Here is a 20,277-nt window from a genome sequence, read left to right as displayed (position 1 = left end):
ACGCGCAATGGGAACTGCGCGTGCCCCCTGCCGGCGCGTGCGGAAGGAGAGCGACGCCATGAACGCACCCCTGGGTGGCAACCCTCAGGATCTGACCGGCATGAACGTGGTCGACGCGGAGGGCACCAAGGTGGGCTCGGTCCAGCAGATCTACCGGGACGACGCCACCGACGCGCCCGAGTGGATCACCGTGCGCACCGGTCTGTTCGGCATGAAGGAGACCTTCGTTCCGCTCGCCGGGGCCCGGCGGGTGGGCGATGAACTACAGGTTCCGTCCACCAAGGACCAGATCAAGGACGCGCCGCGGATCGACGCGGACGGCCATCTGGAACCGGCCGAGGAGGAGCGGTTGTACCGGCACTACGGGATGGCGCGGCCGGGTACCGCACCGTCCGGCACGGTTCCGGGCCGCACCACGGCCGCCGGCGCCGGAATGGGCACCGCCGGTGCCGCGGGCGCGGCCGGCACGAACCGGCCCGGGGACCGCCGCCGAGAGCGGACCGAGTCCGCGCCGCTGGCCGGGGCGGGAGCCGGGGCCGGCGCGATGGCCATGTCCCGCGGCCGGGACGCGGACGCCGCCCGCGCCAAGGAGCAGAACCCGGAGATGCTCATCTCCGAGGAGCACGTCGAGATGGGCACCGAGACGCGCGAGAGCGGCCACGCCCGGCTGCGCAAGCATGTGACGACCGAAGAGGTGCACCGCTCCGTACCCGTCAGCCATGACGAGGCCCGCATCAGGCGCGAGAAGATCAGCGAAGCGGACCGCCGCAAGGGCCGGGACCGGCAGCCGGAACTCGGTGACGGCGAGCTGGACGTCACGCTCTACGAGGAGCAGGTCGTCGTCCGCAAGGAGAACGTGCCGGTGGAGCGCATCCGGCTGGAGACCGAGCGGGTCACCGAGCAGCAGGAGGTCAACACCGAGGTCCACCGGGAAGAGGTGGAGTTCGACGACGGCAAGGGCACCGGCCGGCGCGACCGGCGGGGCCGGGGCGGCCAGGGACCCGAGCGGGGCCGTGGCGGACCGGGCCCCGAGCGGGGCCGGTAGGCCGCCGACGCCGCGGCGCCGCCCCCGGCAGCGTCCGCCGTCCCACGGGCCCGGCCCGCCGCACCCTCAGCGCGGCGGGCCGGGCTCCGTACTGTGCCGCGCGCGGGAGCGGAAGCACCGCCGGTGGACGGCCGTACGGAACGCCCGACCGGAAGGCCCGACCGGAACCCCGGTCAGGACGCCCGTCCGGTGCCGGTGTCCGCCGGGCATAGGCTGACCGCATGGGACACCGTGAAGACCTGCTGGAAGGGGCCAAGCGCTGCCTCCTGGAAAAGGGGTACGCGCGCACCACCGCCCGCGACATCGTGGCCGCCTCCGGCACCAACCTGGCTTCGATCGGCTACCACTACGGCTCCAAGGACGTCCTCATGCGCAAGGCGCTGGTGGAATCCGTCGGGGAGTGGGGTGCGGCGCTGACCGGCGCGGAGGAAGCCGGTGGCGGGGAACCGGCCGGTGATCCCGTGGAGCGCTTCACGGCCGTCTGGGACCGGATCCTGCGGAGCTTCCTGGAGCAGCGCGACTTCGTGGCCTCCCAGGTCGAGGTGCTCGGCCTGCTGCCCCGCGATCCCGAACTGCGCGCTGCGCTCGCCACGGTCCTGCCGGAGGGCGGCGAAGGGATGGTCGCGGTCTTCGAGAACGTACCGGACACCGAGGTGGACGCGGAGACGGCGCGCGTCGTCGGCTCCTTCTACCAGGCGCTGCTCACCGGCCTGATGGTGCAGTCGCTGGTCACCCCGGCGGCGCTGCCTTCGGGCGGTGACCTCGTGGAGGCGATGCGGCGGGTGCTGTCCGGCTCGGTGCTCGCGCCGCGCGAGGAGCCCGCGGACGGCGGACCGGCCGCTTCCTGACCGTACGCGGTCCGCCCGCTTCCTGACCGTACGCGGTCCGCCCGCCGGCCGGGACGGTGTCCGGTCCGTCGGCCAACCGGCCGATACCGTTCGGTATTTGACCGCTGCGCACTTGTCCGGCCGCGCCGCCGCGTTCTACGCTCCCCGTACGGGACCAGGCAGCAGCTGCCGCCGGACCCGGATCTCCCAGACCCAGAGGTCGCCGAGCAGTACGCACCCATGATCGGCCGGAGATCCGCGTCACGCAGCGAACAGGCGACTCCGGCCCCGCCCTTCCCGGCCTGTCCAGCCAGGGGTCCTCCCGCGCACCCCCGGCCCACCAGGAAGGGCGGTCAGTGCCAGGTGAGGGGGAAGAGGAGCCCCGTCGCCCGGCAGCCGGTCGCCGCCGGTTTCCGGTTCTTCTCCCGGCGGCGGCCGCACCCTCTGCGGGTACCCCGTTCTCCCGGCCGGTCCCGGGCTCCCACAGATTCTCATCGTGCGTCCGGACCCGCTGCCTGTCCAGTACTCAACAAATCTGCGTTCGCGGGCACCGGGAGTGCTCGGGGCGTACCGCGCGCCCGGCGGCCCGGCCGCCCCGGACCGGCCGGGCCGTTTCACAGCCGTGCCGTCTTCAGCGCCATGTGGAGCAGCAGGCGGTCACTGCCCTCGTCCAGGTCGAGCCCGGTCAGCTTCTCGACACGGCCGAGCCGGTAGTACAACGTCTGGCGGTGGATGCCGAGCGCCTGGGCGGTGCGGCCCGCCTGGCCCGCGCAGTCGAGGAACACCTCGGCGGTACGGGCGAGTTCACTGTGCGAGGGGGTCAGCAGCGGACGTACCGTCGTGTCAGGTTCGGCCGGCGGCAGGCCCGTCAGCAGGCGGTACGAGCCGATGGCGTCCCATTGGGCCACCGGGCCCAGCCGCGGTTCGGCGCGCGCGGCCCGCGCCGCGGCCAGCGCCTCCTGCCAGGCGGTGGGCAGACCGGCCAAGTCCCGTACGGGCATGCCGAGTCCGGCGGCCCCCGGCAGCATACGGGCTTCCGCCCCGGACGCCGCCAGGCTGCCGCCCGCGCGCGGCGAGCGCAGCAGATGCTCGGCCGCCGTATGCGCCGCGGCGAGGGTGGACGGCGAACGCAGCCGTACGAGAGCCGCCAGCGACGGGGCGTCGGCGGTCGCGCGCGGCGGCGGGGCGGCGGCCACGGCCGGGCCCTCGGCGCCGTCGGCGGCCCCGTTCGCGGCAGGCAGTGTGCAGGCGGCGAGCAGCCCCGGCAGGTTGGGCAGCGGCGCGTGATCGGCTTCCGGGACGTCCCACGGCGTCACCGCGACCACCATCAGGTGCGCGTCCGCCGCGGACCGCAGCCCGTCGCGCAGCGCGGCCGCCGCGGTCGTCCGCTCCGCCGGGCGCGAGACCAGCAGCGCGCGCAGCAGGTCACCCAGCTCGGCGCCCGCGCGGGCCTCCGCCGCCAGCAGCGCGCCGATACCGGCGGCCGACTCCATCGCCTGCTCGATACGGGGGTCCGGCGGTGCGCCGCCGCCCCCCAGCTCCAGGTCGGTCAGGTGGCCGTCGTCCAGCAGCCAGACGTATCCGTGCACGATGCCGCGGTGGCGTACGGGCAGGCAGATCCGGCCCTTGAACACCCCGGCCGCCGGATCGGGCGGGATACGCAGCGCCGACTTCGCGCGGGCGATGCCGAACGCCTCGAACCAGGCCCGTACCGCCGCCGTCGAGCGCCGCTGGAGGATCGACCGGGTCCGTACGGGGTCCATGACCAGGTCGTCGTCGCCCTCGTGCGCCCCGAAGGCGATCAGCCCGAAGTCGCGGTCCTCCAGGGTCGCCGGGGCACCGAGGGCGGCCGAGATCTCGTCCACGAGCTGCTGGTAATCGCCCCGCATACGCCGCGTGGCTCCTTTCGGGTCGCGCTCCCGGGCCGTGACGGCCCCGGGTGTCCGTGCGGTCACCGGGGGGAGTGGGTCCGCCGGTGCCGTTGTGGCCTTCCCCCATTCTCATACATCTGTCTGAGATCCCGGCCACGAAGGCCAGACAGCTGTCGATGGCCGCCAAGTAGCGAGATCCTTAAGTTTCAGGTGGCTCATCTCGCCGTCGCGCCCGCCTGCCAGGCGCCCGCCCGGCTTGTCATCTTGAATCGTGGAGGTGCCCCGTGCTGGGTCCCGTGCTTCTCGCAGCAGCCCGCAGCGACAGCATCCGCCGTGTCGTCTCGGCCGCCCCGGTCACCCGTCCGGTCGTCGACCGCTTCGTGGCCGGTGAGCGGCTGGACGTGTCCATGGCCGCCGTGCGGTCCCTGGCGGACCGCGGTATGGAGGTCACCCTCGACCATCTCGGTGAGGACATCACCGATCCGGCCGAGGCGCTGCGCAACCGCGACGCCTACCTCCAGCTGACCGCCGCCCTCAAGGACCTGGGCCTGGGCGCGCGGGCCGAGATGTCGGTCAAGCTCTCCGCCTTCGGGCAGGCGCTGTCCGGCGGCCACGAACTGGCGCTGAAGAACGTCACGCCGGTCGTCGAGGCCGCCGCCGAGGCCGGCACCACGGTGACCCTGGACATGGAGGACCACACCACGGTCGACTCCACCCTGGCGATCCTCGGCGAGCTGCGCGCCCGCTTCCCGCAGACCGGCGCGGTGCTCCAGTCCTACCTCTTCCGCACCGAGGACGACTGCCACGCGCTCGCCGGGGAAGGCTCCCGCGTGCGCCTGGTCAAGGGCGCCTACAAGGAACCCGCGACGGTCGCGTTCCAGGACAAGCGGGAGGTCGACAAGGCATACGTCCGCTGCCTGAAGATCCTCATGGCCGGCAAGGGCTACCCGATGATCGGGTCGCACGACCCGCGCATGGTGGCGATAGGCCAGGAACTCGGCCGCCGCTTCGGCCGCAAGCCCGCCGAGTACGAGTTCCAGATGCTGTACGGCATCCGCGAGGCCGAGCAGCAGCGCCTGGTCGCCGAAGGACACCGGATGCGTGTCTACATCCCGTACGGCACCGACTGGTACGGCTACTTCATGCGCCGCCTCGCCGAGCGCCCCGCCAACCTCGCGTTCTTCCTGCGCTCGCTCGTCACCAAGGGCTGAGCCAGGCGTCCGGCCCCGGCCGGACCGCACGCGCCGGGCCCCCGTACACGGCCCGGCGCCCACAACTTGACGCACCCGCACACCCCCGAACCGAAGGAGACGGCCGACATGGACGCCGTGACCCACGTACCCGCCCCGTACAACGAGCCGGTGCACGGCTACGCCCCCGGCTCCCCGGAGCGCGCCCGCCTGGAGGCCAAGCTCAAGGAGCTGGCCGGCAACCCGATCGACCTGCCGATGACCATCAACGGCGAGAAGCGGATGGGCGGCGGCGAGCGCTTCGACGTCGTCCAGCCGCACAACCACAAGGCCGTCCTCGGCACCTACGCCAACGCCACCCGCCAGGACGCCCAGGACGCGGTCGACGCCGCCCTGGCCGCCGCCCCGGCCTGGCGCGCCATGTCCTTCGACGACCGCGCCGCGATCCTGCTCAAGGCCGCCGACCTGCTGTCCGGCCCGTGGCGCGAGACCATCGCCGCCTCGACGATGCTCGGCCAGTCCAAGACCGCCCAGCAGGCCGAGATCGACGCGCCCTGCGAGCTGGTGGACTTCTGGCGCTTCAACGTCCACTTCGCCCGCGAGCTGCTCCAGGAGCAGCCGCCGATGCAGCCGAACGGCGTCTGGAACCGCCTGGACCACCGCCCGCTGGAGGGCTTCGTCTACGCGATCACGCCCTTCAACTTCACCGCCATCGCCGGCAACCTGCCGACCGCGCCCGCCCTGATGGGCAACGTCGTCGTCTGGAAGCCGTCCCCGACGCAGACCCACTCCGCGATCCTGCTCATGCAGCTCCTGGAGGAGGCCGGCCTGCCCAAGGGCGTCATCAACCTCGTCACCGGTGACGGCAAGGAGGTCTCCGAGGTCGCGCTGCCGCACCCGGAGCTGGCCGGCGTCCACTTCACCGGCTCCACCGCCACCTTCCAGTACCTGTGGAAGGCGGTCGGCGAGAACATCACCGGCTACCGCTCCTACCCGCGCCTGGTCGGCGAGACCGGCGGCAAGGACTTCATCGTCGCCCACCCGACCGCGGACCCGGCGATCCTGAAGACCGCCATCACCCGCGGCGCGTTCGAGTACCAGGGCCAGAAGTGTTCCGCCGCCTCCCGCGCGTACATCGCCCGCTCCCTGTGGGAGAGCGGCTTCAAGGACGACCTGGCCGCCGAGGTCGACGCGCTGACCATGGGTGACGTCACCGACCTGACGAACTTCGTCGGCGCCGTCATCGACGACCGCTCCTTCGCCAAGAACAAGGCCGCGATCGACCGCGCGAAGCAGGACCCGACCTGCGAGATCGTCGCGGGCGGCACGTACGACGACTCGGTGGGCTACTTCGTGCGCCCGACCGTGATCGCCTGCTCGGACCCGGAGAACGAGGTCTTCAAGACCGAGTACTTCGGCCCGGTCATCGCCGTCCACGTCTACGAGGACGCCGACTTCGACGCGATGCTGGAGCAGATGGAGTCCGCCTCGGCGTACGCCCTGACCGGCGCCGTCCTCGCCCAGGACCGCCAGGTCCTCGTCGCGGCCTCGGAGAAGCTCCGCTTCGCCGCCGGCAACTTCTACCTCAACGACCGCCCCACCGGCTCGATCGTCGGCCAGCAGCCCTTCGGCGGCGGCCGCGCCTCGGGCACCAACGACAAGGCGGGCTCCAAGTTCAACCTGATCCGCTGGATGTCCCCGCGCGCCATCAAGGAGACGATGGTCGCCCCGACGGACTACCGCTACCCGCACATGGGCTGATCCGGTAGCCACGTCATGCCGACGGCCCGGCGCTCCCTTGGTTGGGGTGCCGGGCCGTCGGCGTGACGTCAGCCTCGGGTGCGCAGCGGTCCGGTGATCGACTCGCCGATGACGAAGCCCTTGGCGGGGCCTTCGGGGATGGTGAGGCTGGTTCCGTAAGGCACGCGGTGCTCGGCGGCGTAACTGGCCTCGTCGGGGCGGGGGTCGCTGAGCATGGTTACGGTACCCAGATCGTCGTAGTCGTCGATGATGACGTAGATCGGGATTCCGGCGCGCGCATAATCACGGCGCTTGCGCACACGATCGCGTGTCCTGTCCCGGTGGCTGGGTGACACCATTTCGGCGACAAGAGCCACGGCAGACGCCTCTACACCGAGACCGTCAGGGGTAAAGCATGACGCGATGTCCCTGGGGGCGATGTAAAGATCGGGAATCCACACGGTCAGGCCGTGCATCACGTTCATTTCCTGGAAAGAAGCGTGATCGCTGTCGGCCAGGTACGCCACGAGGTGCTCCCGTAGCTGGTTGATGATCATGCCGTGGCTAGAGCGGCCGGTAGGCGACACCTCGATGAACCCCTCAACGATCTCAGCATGGAAGCCCTCGGGGAGTTTCATGGCCTTCCATGCCTCCCACAGGACCTCGTCCAGAACAGGCAGGGACATCTGGGCCTCCGATGCAGTCTCGGGCGCCTCGCGGGCGAGAACAGTCATGGCGTAGCACCTCCTCCTCAAGTGTGGGCGCGCCCGGCCCTGTGGCACAAGCGACGCCGTCACGCTACGGAGTCGTGGCATCTCGACTGCGCCGATGAACAGACGATCACCCGAACGTGTACCTCAGGCCATCGCCTGTCTCAGATAGTAGGAAGCCCAAGTAATTGTGCAGACATCACGGCGTCACTGGCTTAGCTTTGTAGGAGCCGAACGTTCCGCTCGATCGGGCGGTGGCGGGTGCGGCCCGGTGTGTGCGGGCAGGTGATCCCTGCTGATGCCGTGGCCCCCGCGTCTGTCGGCCGTTTCCGGAAGGACGCTTCCGTTCATCTCTCGGGGCTTTGCATTGGAGGCGCATCATGACCAAGACCGCTGTCCGCAGGATCCGCCACTCCGCCCGTGCGACCGGCGAGGCCGACCGTAAGAACGCCGCCGCCGCACTCCAGCGGGCGCTCGACCGCCGGGACAACGGCGGCTCGACCGGGCACTGAGCCCCCGGCCCGCAGGCCCGGGAGCCGTCCGGTGGGCGGGGGTGCGGCGCGGCTGCGCGCGCACGCCCGCTCAGGCGCGCCGGGTGACCTCGAAGCGGTCGATGCTCTCGCCGGATTCGGCGAGCGCGGTGACCTTCATCCGCGGCCGGTGTCCCGGCAGCACCTCGACCGCGATGAAGGAGTAGCCGGTGTAGCGCACCCGCGACCACTGCACGGCTTCCTTGACCTTCACCTTGCCCTTGGCCCAGTGGTACGTGTCCACGTGGTCGAGGTCCTTCACGTGGCCCTCGTAGCTGTCCGGCACCGGGAAGTCGTAGAGCGACTTGCCCGCGCCGCCGGCCGTCACGTACACGATGCCCTCGCGCGAGGAGTCCACCGTCTCGCCGATGGGCATCTCCTTGGAGACGCGGCCGCCCTTGATGGCGTCGGTCCGCTCGTAGACGTGGTTGTGGCCGTTGACCACCAGGTCCACCTGGTGCTTCTCGAAGAGCGGCAGCCACGCGTCGCGGACTCCGCCCTCGGAGGCGTGCGAGTTGGTGGTGGAGAAGGCGCAGTGGTGGAAGAAGACGACGATGAAGTCGATGCCCCTGGCGGCGCGCAGTTCGCCGAGCCTGCGGTCCAGCCACCGGGTCTGCTTGCCGTCGGACACGCCCAGGTTGGCGGGGATCTCGTAGGAGACGTCGTTGGCGTCGAGCGCGACGACGGCGACGTTGCCGTACGTGAAGGAGTAGACGCCCGGCACCTTTTCGGCGTCCGGGCCGTTCTCCGGCAGGCTCCAGCGGGCGTTCTGGCCGCCGTACCCGTTGGGGGAGTACCAGGCCTCCATGTCGTGGTTGCCGGTCGTCACCATCCACGGCACGGTCTTGGCCACCGACTCGGTCTGCGCCAGGAACTGGTCCCACTGGCGCGCGTCGTAGCTGTCGTGCTCGGAGCCGCTGCCGTCCGGGTCGGCGTAGCAGATGTCGCCGGCGTGCAGGTGGAAGGACGGGTTCTGGCCCAGGATGAGCTGGTCGTTGGCGAGCGCGTGGTAGCTGACGCCCTGGTCGCCGAAGGCGGTGAAGACGAACCGCTCGGGGCGGGCCGGGGCGGTGCGGAAGGTGCCGAGGGTGCCGAAGTGGCGGGAGTCTGCGGGGTCGAAGCCGTCGTGGCCGACGCCGTAGTAGTACGTGGTGCCCGGCCGCAGGCCGTCGAGCGCGGCGTGCAGGTAGTACTGGTCGACCGCGGGCAGTTTCTTGGTCAGCGCCGGTGTGTGCAGCTCCCGCACCTCGGCGTGGATCTTCCGGCTCAGGTCCCACGGACGCAGCCCCACGCGCAGGAACGGCCGCCTGACCGCGAACGGCACCTGCCACGAGACGCGCATCTGGTGCTGGGGGTCCGCGCCGAACGCCAGGTGCCGGCCGAACGGCGCGACCAGCGAGCCGTGCACGGCGCCGGTGGCGGGGGAGGAGAGCAGGGTGGGGGAGGCGGCCTGGGCCGGGCCCGCCAGCAGGCTCCCGCCCGCGACGGCGCCGGCGGTGACGGCGGAGGTGCGCAGCAGTCCGCGGCGGGTCAGTTTCGTACGGAGGTACTCGTGCTGTTCGGGCATGCTCATGCGGCTCGCGAGCGGTTCGGGAATGCCCACGCGTGGTGTGTCCATGCTGCGCAACCTCGCATCACCGTTCGACGGGTCGGGGGCCTGCGGGTGAACGGCAGGTGTCCGGCTGCTCATCTGTCCGTATCCCGGACAGCACGTGTCAACCAATGGGACGGAGAGTAGGGTCCAGACATGTCTCGCAGCATTCGCCTCGCAGTGATCCCCGGTGACGGTATCGGCCAGGAGGTCGTGGCCCAAGGACTGAAGGTCCTCGGCGCGGTCCTCCCGCAGGACGTCAAGCTGGAAACCAAGGAGTACGACCTCGGCGCCAGGCGATGGCACGCCACCGGCGAGACCCTGCCGGACGCGGACCTGGAGTCCCTCAAGGACCACGACGCGATCCTGCTCGGCGCGATCGGCGACCCGTCCGTACCCTCCGGAGTCCTGGAGCGCGGCCTGCTGTTGAAGCTGCGCTTCGCCTTCGACCACTACGTCAACCTGCGTCCGTCGAAGCTCTTCCCGAACACCTCGACGCCGCTCGCCGGCCGCCCGGACATCGACTTCGTCGTCGTCCGGGAGGGCACCGAGGGCCCGTACACGGGCAACGGCGGCAGCCTGCGCACCGGCACCCCGCACGAGGTCGCCACCGAGGTCAGCCTGAACACCGCGTACGGCGTGGAGCGGGTGGTCCGGGACGCGTACGAGCGGGCCGACGCGCGGCCGCGCAAGAAGCTGACGCTGGTCCACAAGAACAACGTCCTGGTGTACGCCGGCCACATGTGGAAGAAGATCTTCGACGCGGTGGGCGAGGAGTACCCCGAGGTCACCACCGACTATCTGCACGTCGACGCCGCGACGATCTTCTTCGTCACCCAGCCCGAGCGGTTCGACGTGATCGTCACCGACAACCTCTTCGGCGACATCCTCACCGACCTCGCCGCGGCGGTGACCGGCGGCATCGGGCTGGCCGCCTCCGGGAACATCAACCCCACGGGCGCCTTCCCGTCCATGTTCGAGCCGGTGCACGGCTCGGCGCCGGACATCGCGGGCACCGGCAAGGCCGACCCCACGGCCACCGTCCTGTCCACCGCCCTCCTCCTGCGGCACCTCGGATTCGACGCCGAGGCGGCCCGGATCGAGGAGGCCGTCGCGGCCGACCTCGCGGACCGGGGCGAAACCCCCCGCACCACCGGCGAGACCGGCGACGCGCTCGCCGCGCGAGTAGCGGGCTGAACCCCGCCGCTCGCCGAACGCACCTCAGCTGACGACAGCGCCGGGCCGCACCGACCCGGCGCTGTCGCGTAGGTCCGCGACTGTGCTACCGCCGGGTTGGGTGCGACCATCGACCCCTGGCAGACGCACGCGGATCCGCCTTCGGAACCATGGCGTCCCACCCTGAGCAGCACGGCATTTCCGTCCCCGGCACCTCGGGAGCGATAATCGAACGTGGAGCCGCTGTACGAGGGGAATACCGGACGTCCTGTACCGACAAGGACTCCGCGAGCGCGGCCCCACAACCTCACCGGTGAAGGACACGCACTCATGACGACGCCCACGATCGAGCTCAAGCCCTCCTCCCACCCGCTCTCCGATGCGGAGCGGGAGCGGATCCTGGCCAGCCCCGGCTTCGGCCGTTACTTCACCGACCACATGGTGACGATCAAGTGGACGGAGGGCCGCGGCTGGCACGACGCCCAGCTGGCGCCCTATGCCCCGCTGTCCATGGACCCGGCGAACATGACGCTGCACTACGCGCAGACGATCTTCGAGGGGCTCAAGGCCTACCGGCAGCCCGACGGCACCGTCGCCACATTCCGCCCGGACGCCAACGCCCGGCGCTTCCAGGCGTCCGCCCGCCGCCTCGGTATGCCCGAGCTGCCCGTCGAGACGTTCGTCGAGGCCTGCGACGCACTGGTCAAGCAGGACAAGAGCTGGGTGCCGACCAACGGCGAGGAATCGCTCTACCTGCGCCCCTTCATGATCGCGAGCGAGGTCGGGCTGGGCGTCAAGCCCGCCAACGAGTACCTGTTCATCGTGATCGCCTCGCCCGCCGGCGCCTACTTCACCGGTGGCGTCAAGCCGGTCTCCGTCTGGCTCTCCCAGGAGTACGTGCGCGCCGTGCGCGGGGGCACCGGCGCCGCCAAGACCGGCGGCAACTACGCCGCCTCCCTCGTCGCCCAGGCCCAGGCCGCCCAGCACGGCTGCGACCAGGTCGTCTGGCTGGACGCGATCGAGCGCCGCTGGATCGAGGAGATGGGCGGCATGAACCTGTACTTCGTGTACGGGAACAAGATCGTCACCCCGGAGCTGTCCGGCTCACTGCTGCCCGGCATCACCCGTGACTCGCTCCTGAAGATCGCCACCGACCTGGGCTACGAGGCCGCCGAGGGCCGTATCTCCGTCGAGGACTGGAAGGCCGCCACCGAGGACGGCTCCCTGACCGAGGTCTTCGCCTGCGGCACCGCCGCCGTCATCACCCCCGTCGGCTCCGTCAAGTCCGAGGCCGCCTCCTGGACCGTCGGCGACGGCAAGCCCGGCGAGGTCACCATGCAGCTCCGCAAGGCGCTCCTGGACCTCCAGACCGGCGCCACCCCGGACACTCACGGCTGGATGCACCCGCTGGGCTGAGCCCGCACGCACCGCGCCGAACGGCCGCCCGGCATGTCGCCGGGCGGCCGTTCGGCTTGTTCTCCCGAAGATGACCCGCTTCTCCCGAAGATGACCTGCTTCTCTCGAAGATGACCCGCGCGCTTCAGGTGCGGGTGCGCAGATACCGGTGAATGGCTTCGATATCGGCGCGGTCTTTCTTCCGTGCCAGCTGCGTCTTCCACTCCAGCACTCTCTTGAGCGGGGAGAAATTCAGGCCGGAGAACACATCGGCCTCTTCGATCAGTTCGTCGACGCTGTAGGCGAACCAGCCGTTCAGTACTTCGACGTTCCCCGAGAAGAACAGGACGTGCTCGACGTATCCCAAAGGTGCGGGGACCGGTTCCCCCAGGCTGATCGCCTTCTTCCAGGCGGCTCCCCGGGCCACGATGTCGAGGTCGCCGATTTCCGGCTTGATGCCGTGGGCCAGCATGGGTCCGCTGCCGGCGATGACGAAGTCGGCCGTGGGCAGTTCCAGTGACAGAAGTTCCTGGAACAAGGGAAGTTCGAGTAGATCCATACCCACCCTCAGAGCGGCGGCAGTCCCAGCGCGATCCTGGTCGCACAAGATATCAGGAGCGCCGATCCCACGCTCGCCAGCGTTCCCACCAGGTAATAGTCGCCCACCAGTTTTCCGCCCTGGCTGGAGCCGGGGGACCGGATGAAGGACTTCGCCGCCACGACCAGTGCGGCGGCTTCCGGGTTTCCGGACGCCAGGAACGCGAAAAGCAGTACGCGTTCTATCCAGCCGATGTGTGCGGCGGCGGCGATGAACTCCCGGACCTCGATGCCGAGAGCGCCGGAACTGATGCGGCTCTCGATGTGGTCGACCTGGGGTTTGACGATCCGGGCGACGGTCCGCTGGGAGCCGAATACGGCGATCAGGGCGCCCGAGAGAACCACCCACACGCGATCGTCCTTCAGCGTCGATTCGATCCACGCGACGCCGGTGCCGATTCCCGTGCAGGCGTAAACCGCTGCCGCGGTGAGGAGCAGTGCGATCCCGGCCCAGGTGGCGGCGGTGAACGGTGGCAGCGTCATCGCGATGCGGTACGAGTGGGCCGGCCACGGCCTGGACAGAAGGGCCAGGGCGAGGCTGACCAGCGTTGTCGCGGCCAGTGTGGCCCATGTCTCAGGGGAGTGGCCGGCCGGCAGCAGTGCCAGGGAGAGGTAGGCGAAAGAGAACAGCACCGCATACCAGGGGAGTTTTCTGTGCCAGAACAAACCTGCCGGGACGGCCAATGCGGCCAGCACGGAAAAGGCCGTCCTCTGTAATTCCATGCATTCCTCCACCGCTGGTGCCGTGGCCGGGAAGTCCTCGGTGCCGCGCCCCCTGTGTGCCGGGCTGCCCGGAGCTGCGGGGCGGGGGTGTTTGAACGGTGCTCAATATGGTGCTCAATGTGGACTACGGGTGATGACTGCGTCAATGGCCCGAGCTGGTTGGCTCCGCCGGTGATCAGAGTTAGAGTGCCGCACTAAAGCGACGGTCGACGGCGCGGCGCCGTGCACAGGCTGCCCCCGCACCGCACCGCCCCCGCACTGCATCGCCCCCGCACCCGCCCCGAGCCCGGAGGACCCCATGACCACCCCCGCCGCCGACGGCTTCCGCATGCCCGCCGAGTGGGCCCCGCACGAGCGGACCTGGATGGCCTGGCCCGGACCCAACGCCACCTTCGGCGCGGAGGGCGGCGAGGCGCTGGAGCGGGCCCGCCGGGCCTGGGCCGCCGTCGCCCGCGCCGTACGCGGGTACGAGCCGGTCACGGTCGTGGCGGGCACCGGCCAGGGCGGCGGGGCGCGGCGGCTGCTCGGCCCGGACGTCGAGGTCGTCGAGCGGCCGCTCGACGACGCGTGGATGCGGGACATCGGGCCGACCTTCCTGACGGACGGGAACGGCCGGCTGGCCGCCGCCGACTGGGTGTTCAACGGCTGGGGCGGCCAGGAGTGGGCCCGCTGGGAGCGGGACGCCGGGGCGGGCGCGTACGTGGCCGGGCTGGCCGGCGCCCGCACGTACCGGTCGTCGCTGGTGAACGAGGGCGGCGGCCTGCACGTGGACGGCGAGGGCACGGTCCTGCTGACGGAGACCGTGCAGCTCGACCCCGGGCGCAACCCGGGCCGTACGCGCGCGGAGGTGGAGGCGGAGATCCACGCGTACCTCGGCACCACCAAGGCGATCTGGCTGCCGCGCGGACTGACCGCCGACTACGGGCAGTTCGGCACCCGCGGCCACGTGGACATCGTCGCGGCGTTCGCCCGGCCCGGCGTCGTCGTCGCGCACACCCAGCCCGACCCGGCCCACCCCGACCACGAGGTGTGCAAGGAGATCGCCGGGCTGCTGCGCTCCTCGACGGACGCGCGCGGGCGGCGGCTGGAGGTCGTCGAGGTGCCCGCGCCGACCGTCGTCGAGGTGGACGGCGAGCCGGTCGACTACTCGTACATCAACCACTACCTGTGCAACGGCGGCGTGGTGCTGTGCGCGTTCGGCGATCCGCGCGACGAGCAGGCCGCCGGGATCTTCCGGCGGCTGTTCCCGGAGCGGACGGTGACCCCGGCCGACGCCCGTACGATCTTCGCAGCGGGCGGTGGCATCCACTGCATCACCCAGCAGCAGCCCAAGGTGGGCACCGTGTGACGTTTTTCCCGGAGGTTTCCGTGCCCGGACCGGTCCGCCCGTCACGGCGGCGGCTCGACCGGCCGCGCGAGCAGGTCCTCGCCGCGGCCATGGCCACCATCGCCGAAGCGGGCCTGGACCGGCTGACCATGGCCGGGCTGGGACGCGAGGTCGGGATGAGCAGCGGGCACATCCTCTACTACTTCGGTACCAAGGACGAGCTGCTGCTCCAGACCCTGCACTGGAGCGAGGAGCAGCTCGGCGCCCGGCGCCGGGCCACGCTCGCCCGCCGCGTCCCGGCCCGCGAACGGCTCGACGCGCTGGTGGCGCTCTACCTCCCCGAAGGGCACCGGGACCCGCGCTGGACCCTGTGGCTGGAGGTGTGGAACCGCTCGCAGAACGCGGACGACGAGACCCGCGCGCGCCAGCTCGACCTGGAACTGGCCTGGCACCGCGACCTGGTGGCGCTGCTGGCCGAAGGCGCCTCGAAGGGCGAGCTGCGGACCGTGGACGCGGAGCGCTTCGCCACGCGTACGCGCGCGCTGCTGGACGGCTTCGGCACCCACCTCGTCGTCGGCCTGCCGGGTCTGGACCGGGAGCAGGTGCTGCGGCATGTGGGGGAGTTCCTGGACGAGGCGCTGAGCCCTGCGGAAGGGCCCTGACCGCGCAGACCCGACACCTGACATCTGGCACCCGACACCCGATATCTGGCACCCGACACCTGACACCCGGCCCGGGTTATACGGAAAAGAGCGCATTGACCCTGCCGCGGCTGATGCGGTTGTATCCCCTGGCGCTCCGGCGCAGGGCCGGAGGCGGGTGTTTCCGGGGGGAAACATGGGCGTGCGCACGGGGCGAGGCGGCAGCGGCAGACGTACGGCATCGGGCGCGGCGGTGGCCGCCGTCCTCGCCGGGGCGCTGGCGGCGGGCGGCACCGGCACACCCGCGGTGGCGGCGGGCGGCCACGGCCCCCGTACCGAACGGGTCAACACCGCGCCCGACGGCTCGGAAGCGGTCGGCGGCGGTTCGTACAACGCCGCGATCAGCCCCGACGGCCGGTACGTCGCCTTCGACTCCGGGGCGGACAACCTCCTGCCGGGTGACGACAACCCCGGCCCCATCGTCCACGACGTCTTCCTGCGCGACCGCCGCACCGGCACCCTCCGCCGCCTCAACGCCCCGCTCGGCCCCGGCAACGCCGACTTCGCCACGATCAGCGCGGACAGCCGCCACGTGGCCTTCAACGCCGAGACGAACGGGACATACCACGTATACGTCTACGAAGTGCGCACCGGACGCCTGGAACGCGCCGACCTGGACATGGACGCGGGCTTCACCGGCGGCGAGACACCCTCGCTCAGCGCCGACGGCCGCTACGTCGCCTTCCTGGGCCGGCAGGGCACCGTCCCGCCGCCGAACGAAGACCTCGGCCGCATCTACGTACGCGACCGCAAGACCGGGACGACACGCCGCGCCAGCCGGATTCCCGCCAAGGAAGGCCGCGGCTACGACTCGCCGCGCATCAGCGCCGACGGCGGCAAGGTGGCCTACCGGGAACGCAGCCGGCGCGGCGGCGGCCCCGGCGGCGAGCGCGACTGGGCCGACATCCACCTCGCCGACCTGCGCACCGGCGAGCAGCGGCAGATCGACACCACCGCCGACGGACTGCCCGCCACCTCCGGCTCCACCGACCCGCTGATCAGCGCCGACGGCCGTACCGTCGTCTTCAACTCGGCGGCCAAGAACATCGTGCCGGTGCCCGACGAGGCCCGCTCGTACGTCTTCGTACGGGACGTCCGCAGCGGTGCGATCCGGCGGGTGGACGGCATCGACGGCAATCAGTATGCCGAAGCCGACGCGATCGGTCCGGACGGCCGTCTCCTGCTGCTGCACTCCGCCGGCGTCGAGTACGGCCTGTACGTCAAGGACCTGAAGACCGGCAAGGACACGCTCGTCAGCCCCGGCACCGACGGCAGACCGAGGGCGGCCACCGCCGGGCCGGACGGCATGACGGCCGACGGCCGCGCGGTCGTCTTCGAGTCCCACCTCGCCGACCTGGTCGGCGGCGACACCAACCACGAGAGCGACGTGTTCCTGCGGCACGTCCGCTGAGGGGCGGCACCGTGCCGTACGCGTCCGGGCGCGCAGACGTGTCCGTACGCCGATCGCGCGCATACCCCGCAGGTAACGAAGCGTGATCGTTGCCCGCCGGGCTCTTGCCGCGGCGGGCGGCGTCGGCGACCGTGATCCGTCATGGGACGAGAGCAGTGGAAGAAGATCTGGGTCGGCTCGGCCGGCAACATGGTCGAGTGGTTCGACTGGTTCGTGTACGCCAGTTTCGCGGTGTACTTCGCCGACTCCTTCTTCCCGAAGGGGAACGACACCGCCAACCTCATGAACACCATGGGGATCTTCGCGGTCGGCTTCTTCATGCGGCCGGTCGGCGGCTGGGTGCTCGGCCGGGTCGGTGACCGCAAGGGCCGCAAGGCCGCGCTGACCCTCACCGTCACCCTGATGTCCGCCTCGGCCATCCTCATCGCCGTCGCGCCGACCTACGCGGTGGCCGGGTACGGCGGCGTCGCCGTGCTGCTCATCGCCCGGATGCTGCAAGGGCTGTCGGTCGGCGGCGAGTACGCGGCCAGCGCCACCTACCTCACCGAGGCGTCCGCCCCGGGGCGGCGCGGCTTCGCCTCCAGCTTCCAGTACGTGTCCATGACCGCGGGCCAGCTCCTCGGCCTCGGCCTCCAGATCCTCCTGCAGCGCACCATGTCCGAGGAGGCCCTGCACAGCTGGGCCTGGCGCATCCCGTTCATCATCGGCGCGCTCGGCGCGGCCATCGTCTTCTACCTGCGGCGCAACATGCTGGAGACGGAGGTGTACGCGCAGGACGACAGCGCACACAGCGACCCGGAGCGCGGCACGCTCAAGGCGCTGTGGGCCCACCGGCGCGAGGCGTTCCTCGTCATCGCCCTCACCATGGGCGGCACCGTCGCGTACTACACGTACACGACCTACCTCACCAAGTACCTCTCGAACAGCGCCGGGATGGACAAACCGACCGCCTCGCTGGTCAGCTTCTGCGCGCTGTTCGTCTTCATGTGCATCCAGCCGCTGGCGGGCAAGCTCTCCGACCGCATCGGCCGCCGCCCGCTGCTGATCACCTTCGCGGTCGGCTCCACCTTCCTGACCGTGCCGATCATGACCCTGCTGCGGCACGCGGGCAGCTTCTGGCCGGCCCTCGGCCTCGCGCTGCTCGCCCTGCTCGTCGTCACCGGCTACACCTCGATCAACGCCTGCGTGAAGGCCGAACTCTTCCCCACCGGCATCCGCGCCCTCGGCGTCGCCCTCCCGTACGCCATCGCCAACGCCCTCTTCGGCGGCACGGCCGAGTACGTCGCCCTGTGGTTCAAGAAGGGCGGCATCGAATCGGGCTACTACTGGTACGTGGCGGGCTGCGCGGCGGTCTCCCTGATCGTCTACGTGACGATGCGCGAAACGAAGACGATCGACCTCAACCGGGTGAAGCCGACAAAGCAGGAGCCCATCTCAAGCCCGCAGCCGGCACAATCCAGCCCGTCTGGGGGCACCTCCCAGCGGTAGCTGGGGGAGCTTGAGGACAACAGGACCGGCCACCCCCAGTGGCCCGCACTGTGAGATACCCGGCCGCCCCCCGGGAACCTGTGGCAGGATGCCCCCATGCTCCCGTTCGCCACGATTATTGGCAGCAGGCGCGCCGGTCCGCAGTGACCGCCCCGTACGCACCGAGTACGGCGCGGTCACCGTCGCCCCAGACCCGCGCGCAGACCTCTCGCATCCGCGAGAGGTTTTTTCGTTTCCGGCCCACCTTTCGCCGGCGGCGGAGCGCGCGGGACCATGAGGGGGCGGTGGAACCGGTCATTCCGGTAAACCGAGACCCGACAGGAGCCAGACGAGCATGACGGACGTACCCGAACCCGCGTTGTCCGACGCTTTCCACGTCTTCGACACGACGCTGCGCGACGGAGCCCAGCGCGAGGGCATCAACCTGACCGTCGCGGACAAGCTGACCATCGCCCGGCACCTGGACGACTTCGGCGTGGGCTTCATCGAGGGCGGCTGGCCCGGCGCCAACCCCCGGGACACCGAGTTCTTCGAGCGGGCCCGTGCGGAGATCGACTTCCGGCACGCCCGGCTGGTCGCCTTCGGCGCCACCCGCAAGGCGGGCGTACGGGTCGAGGACGACCCGCAGGTCGCCGCGCTGCTGGAGTCGCAGGCACCGGTCGTCACGCTGGTCGCCAAGTCGCACGTGCGGCACGTGGAGCTGGCGCTGCGCACCACGCCGGAGGAGAACCTCGCGATGGTGCGGGACACCGTCGCCCATCTGCGCGCGCAGGGCCGCCGGGTCTTCCTGGACTGTGAGCACTTCTTCGACGGGTACGCCCTGGACCCGGCCTACGCCAAGCAGGTCGTACGGACCGCGAGCGAGGCCGGCGCCGACGTGGTGGTGCTCTGCGACACCAACGGCGGAATGCTCCCCGCGCAGGTCGCGGCCGTCGTGCGGACCGTGCTGGCGGACACCGGTGCGCGCCTGGGCATCCACGCCCAGGACGACACGGGCTGCGCGGTGGCCAACACCCTCGCCGCCGTGGACGCGGGCGCCACGCACGTGCAGTGCACCGCGAACGGCTACGGCGAGCGGGTCGGCAACTCCAATCTCTTCCCGGTCGTGGCGGCCCTGGAGCTGAAGTACGGGCGCCAGGTCCTGCCCGCGGGCAAGCTGGCCGAGACCACCCGCATCTCGCACGCCATCGCCGAGGTCGTGAACCTCACGCCGTCCACGCACCAGCCGTACGTCGGCGTCTCCGCGTTCGCGCACAAGGCCGGACTGCACGCCTCCGCGATCAAGGTCGATCCCGACCTGTACCAGCACATCGACCCGGCGCTGGTCGGCAACAGCATGCGGATGCTGGTCTCCGACATGGCGGGACGCGCGTCCATCGAGCTGAAGGGCAAGGAGCTGGGCTTCGACCTGAGCGGCGACCGGGAGCTGGTCGGCCGGGTCGTGGAGCGGGTCAAGGAACGCGAGCTGGCCGGGTACACGTACGAGGCCGCCGACGCCTCCTTCGAGCTGCTGCTGCGCGAGGAGGCGGAGGGCCGGCCGCTGCGGTACTTCCGGGTGGAGTCGTGGCGGGCGATCGTCGAGGACCGGCCGGACGGTACGCACGCCAACGAGGCGACGGTGAAGCTGTGGGCCAAGGGCGAGCGGCTGGTGGCCACCGCCGAGGGCAACGGCCCGGTGCACGCGCTGGACCGGGCGCTGCGGGTGGCCCTGGAGCGGATCTACCCGCAGCTGGCGGAGCTGGAGCTGGTGGACTACAAGGTCCGCATCCTGGAGGGCCGGCTGGGCACCGGTTCGATCACCCGCGTCCTGGTGTCCACCGGCGACGGGCAGAGCGAGTGGTCCACGGTCGGTGTCGCCGAGAACGTCATCGCCGCGTCGTGGCAGGCACTGGACGACGCGTACGCGTACGGGCTGATGCGGGCCGGGGTCGAGCCGCAGGAGTAGCCCGCGGGGT

At 71.0% G+C, this 20,277-nt stretch carries 17 protein-coding genes; 12 read left to right on the top strand and 5 right to left on the bottom strand.

The window, feature by feature from the left end; all coding sequences use genetic code 11:
• The first annotated feature begins 58 nt into the window (after positions 1-58).
• Positions 59-1,045 (top strand): PRC and DUF2382 domain-containing protein, encoded by a 987-nt coding sequence (locus tag A6A06_RS00090; RefSeq protein ID WP_073757504.1) that lies wholly within the window; start codon positions 59-61, stop codon positions 1,043-1,045.
• Positions 1,046-1,266: 221 nt separating this feature from the next.
• Positions 1,267-1,893, top strand: coding sequence for a TetR/AcrR family transcriptional regulator (locus tag A6A06_RS00085; protein ID WP_073757502.1), 627 nt, complete (start codon positions 1,267-1,269; stop codon positions 1,891-1,893).
• 593 nt (positions 1,894-2,486) lie between these two features.
• Here the strand turns inward: A6A06_RS00085 and A6A06_RS00080 are convergent.
• A complete protein-coding gene (locus A6A06_RS00080) occupies positions 2,487-3,761 on the bottom strand; it encodes a PucR family transcriptional regulator (RefSeq protein ID WP_073757500.1) in 1,275 nt (424 codons plus the stop codon).
• A 266-nt stretch (positions 3,762-4,027) separates the two neighbouring features.
• On the opposite strand from A6A06_RS00080, the gene A6A06_RS00075 reads away from it, so the two are divergent.
• Positions 4,028-4,954 carry a proline dehydrogenase family protein gene (locus tag A6A06_RS00075; protein WP_073757498.1) on the top strand — a complete coding sequence of 309 codons (927 nt, stop codon included), beginning with the start codon at positions 4,028-4,030 and terminating at the stop codon, positions 4,952-4,954.
• Positions 4,955-5,062: 108 nt separating this feature from the next.
• Positions 5,063-6,694, top strand: coding sequence for an L-glutamate gamma-semialdehyde dehydrogenase (pruA, locus tag A6A06_RS00070; protein ID WP_073757496.1), 1,632 nt, complete (start codon positions 5,063-5,065; stop codon positions 6,692-6,694).
• Positions 6,695-6,762: 68 nt separating this feature from the next.
• On the opposite strand, the gene A6A06_RS00065 is transcribed toward pruA, so the two are convergent.
• Positions 6,763-7,407 (bottom strand): Uma2 family endonuclease, encoded by a 645-nt coding sequence (locus A6A06_RS00065; RefSeq protein ID WP_073757494.1) that lies wholly within the window; start codon positions 7,405-7,407, stop codon positions 6,763-6,765.
• A gap of 356 nt (positions 7,408-7,763) precedes the next feature.
• Here A6A06_RS00065 and A6A06_RS43430 point away from each other — a divergent pair, with 356 nt between their 5' ends.
• On the top strand, positions 7,764-7,895 hold the full coding sequence (locus A6A06_RS43430; protein ID WP_274535863.1) for a hypothetical protein: 132 nt from the start codon (positions 7,764-7,766) through the stop codon (positions 7,893-7,895).
• Between the two features lie 70 nt (positions 7,896-7,965).
• Here A6A06_RS43430 and A6A06_RS00060 read toward each other — a convergent pair whose 3' ends face one another.
• Positions 7,966-9,531: a purple acid phosphatase family protein gene (locus A6A06_RS00060; protein ID WP_073757492.1), complete on the bottom strand. Its 1,566-nt coding sequence runs from the start codon at positions 9,529-9,531 to the stop codon at positions 7,966-7,968.
• Positions 9,532-9,660: 129 nt separating this feature from the next.
• Here A6A06_RS00060 and A6A06_RS00055 point away from each other — a divergent pair, with 129 nt between their 5' ends.
• Positions 9,661-10,701 (top strand): 3-isopropylmalate dehydrogenase, encoded by a 1,041-nt coding sequence (locus A6A06_RS00055; RefSeq protein ID WP_073757490.1) that lies wholly within the window; start codon positions 9,661-9,663, stop codon positions 10,699-10,701.
• 309 nt (positions 10,702-11,010) lie between these two features.
• Positions 11,011-12,096: a branched-chain amino acid aminotransferase gene (locus A6A06_RS00050; protein WP_073757487.1), complete on the top strand. Its 1,086-nt coding sequence runs from the start codon at positions 11,011-11,013 to the stop codon at positions 12,094-12,096.
• Positions 12,097-12,220: 124 nt separating this feature from the next.
• On the opposite strand, the gene A6A06_RS00045 is transcribed toward A6A06_RS00050, so the two are convergent.
• Positions 12,221-12,634: a hypothetical protein gene (locus A6A06_RS00045; protein WP_199930607.1), complete on the bottom strand. Its 414-nt coding sequence runs from the start codon at positions 12,632-12,634 to the stop codon at positions 12,221-12,223.
• An 8-nt stretch (positions 12,635-12,642) separates the two neighbouring features.
• A complete protein-coding gene (locus A6A06_RS00040) occupies positions 12,643-13,395 on the bottom strand; it encodes a hypothetical protein (RefSeq protein ID WP_199930606.1) in 753 nt (250 codons plus the stop codon).
• Positions 13,396-13,693: 298 nt separating this feature from the next.
• Here A6A06_RS00040 and A6A06_RS00035 point away from each other — a divergent pair, with 298 nt between their 5' ends.
• The 5 genes from A6A06_RS00035 to cimA all read left to right on the top strand — a co-directional run bounded on the left by A6A06_RS00035 (position 13,694) and on the right by cimA (position 20,267).
• On the top strand, positions 13,694-14,743 hold the full coding sequence (locus tag A6A06_RS00035) for an agmatine deiminase family protein (RefSeq protein ID WP_073757482.1): 1,050 nt from the start codon (positions 13,694-13,696) through the stop codon (positions 14,741-14,743).
• A gap of 20 nt (positions 14,744-14,763) precedes the next feature.
• Positions 14,764-15,384, top strand: a complete 621-nt coding sequence (locus tag A6A06_RS00030; RefSeq protein ID WP_073759553.1) for a TetR/AcrR family transcriptional regulator — start codon at positions 14,764-14,766, stop codon at positions 15,382-15,384.
• A 181-nt stretch (positions 15,385-15,565) separates the two neighbouring features.
• Positions 15,566-16,834, top strand: coding sequence for a TolB family protein (locus A6A06_RS00025; protein WP_199930605.1), 1,269 nt, complete (start codon positions 15,566-15,568; stop codon positions 16,832-16,834).
• Positions 16,835-16,975: 141 nt separating this feature from the next.
• On the top strand, positions 16,976-18,322 hold the full coding sequence (locus tag A6A06_RS00020) for an MFS transporter (RefSeq protein ID WP_073757478.1): 1,347 nt from the start codon (positions 16,976-16,978) through the stop codon (positions 18,320-18,322).
• Between the two features lie 334 nt (positions 18,323-18,656).
• The gene (cimA, locus tag A6A06_RS00015; RefSeq protein WP_073757476.1) at positions 18,657-20,267 is read left to right on the top strand and encodes a citramalate synthase; all 1,611 of its coding nucleotides are present in this window, start codon (positions 18,657-18,659) and stop codon (positions 20,265-20,267) included.
• Positions 20,268-20,277 lie beyond the last annotated feature (10 nt).

The organism is Streptomyces sp. CB02923, from assembly GCF_001905005.1.
Classification (GTDB): domain Bacteria; phylum Actinomycetota; class Actinomycetes; order Streptomycetales; family Streptomycetaceae; genus Streptomyces.
The sequence above is the reverse complement of the archived record's forward strand: the minus strand, read 5'-3'. Positions and strand labels throughout refer to the sequence as shown.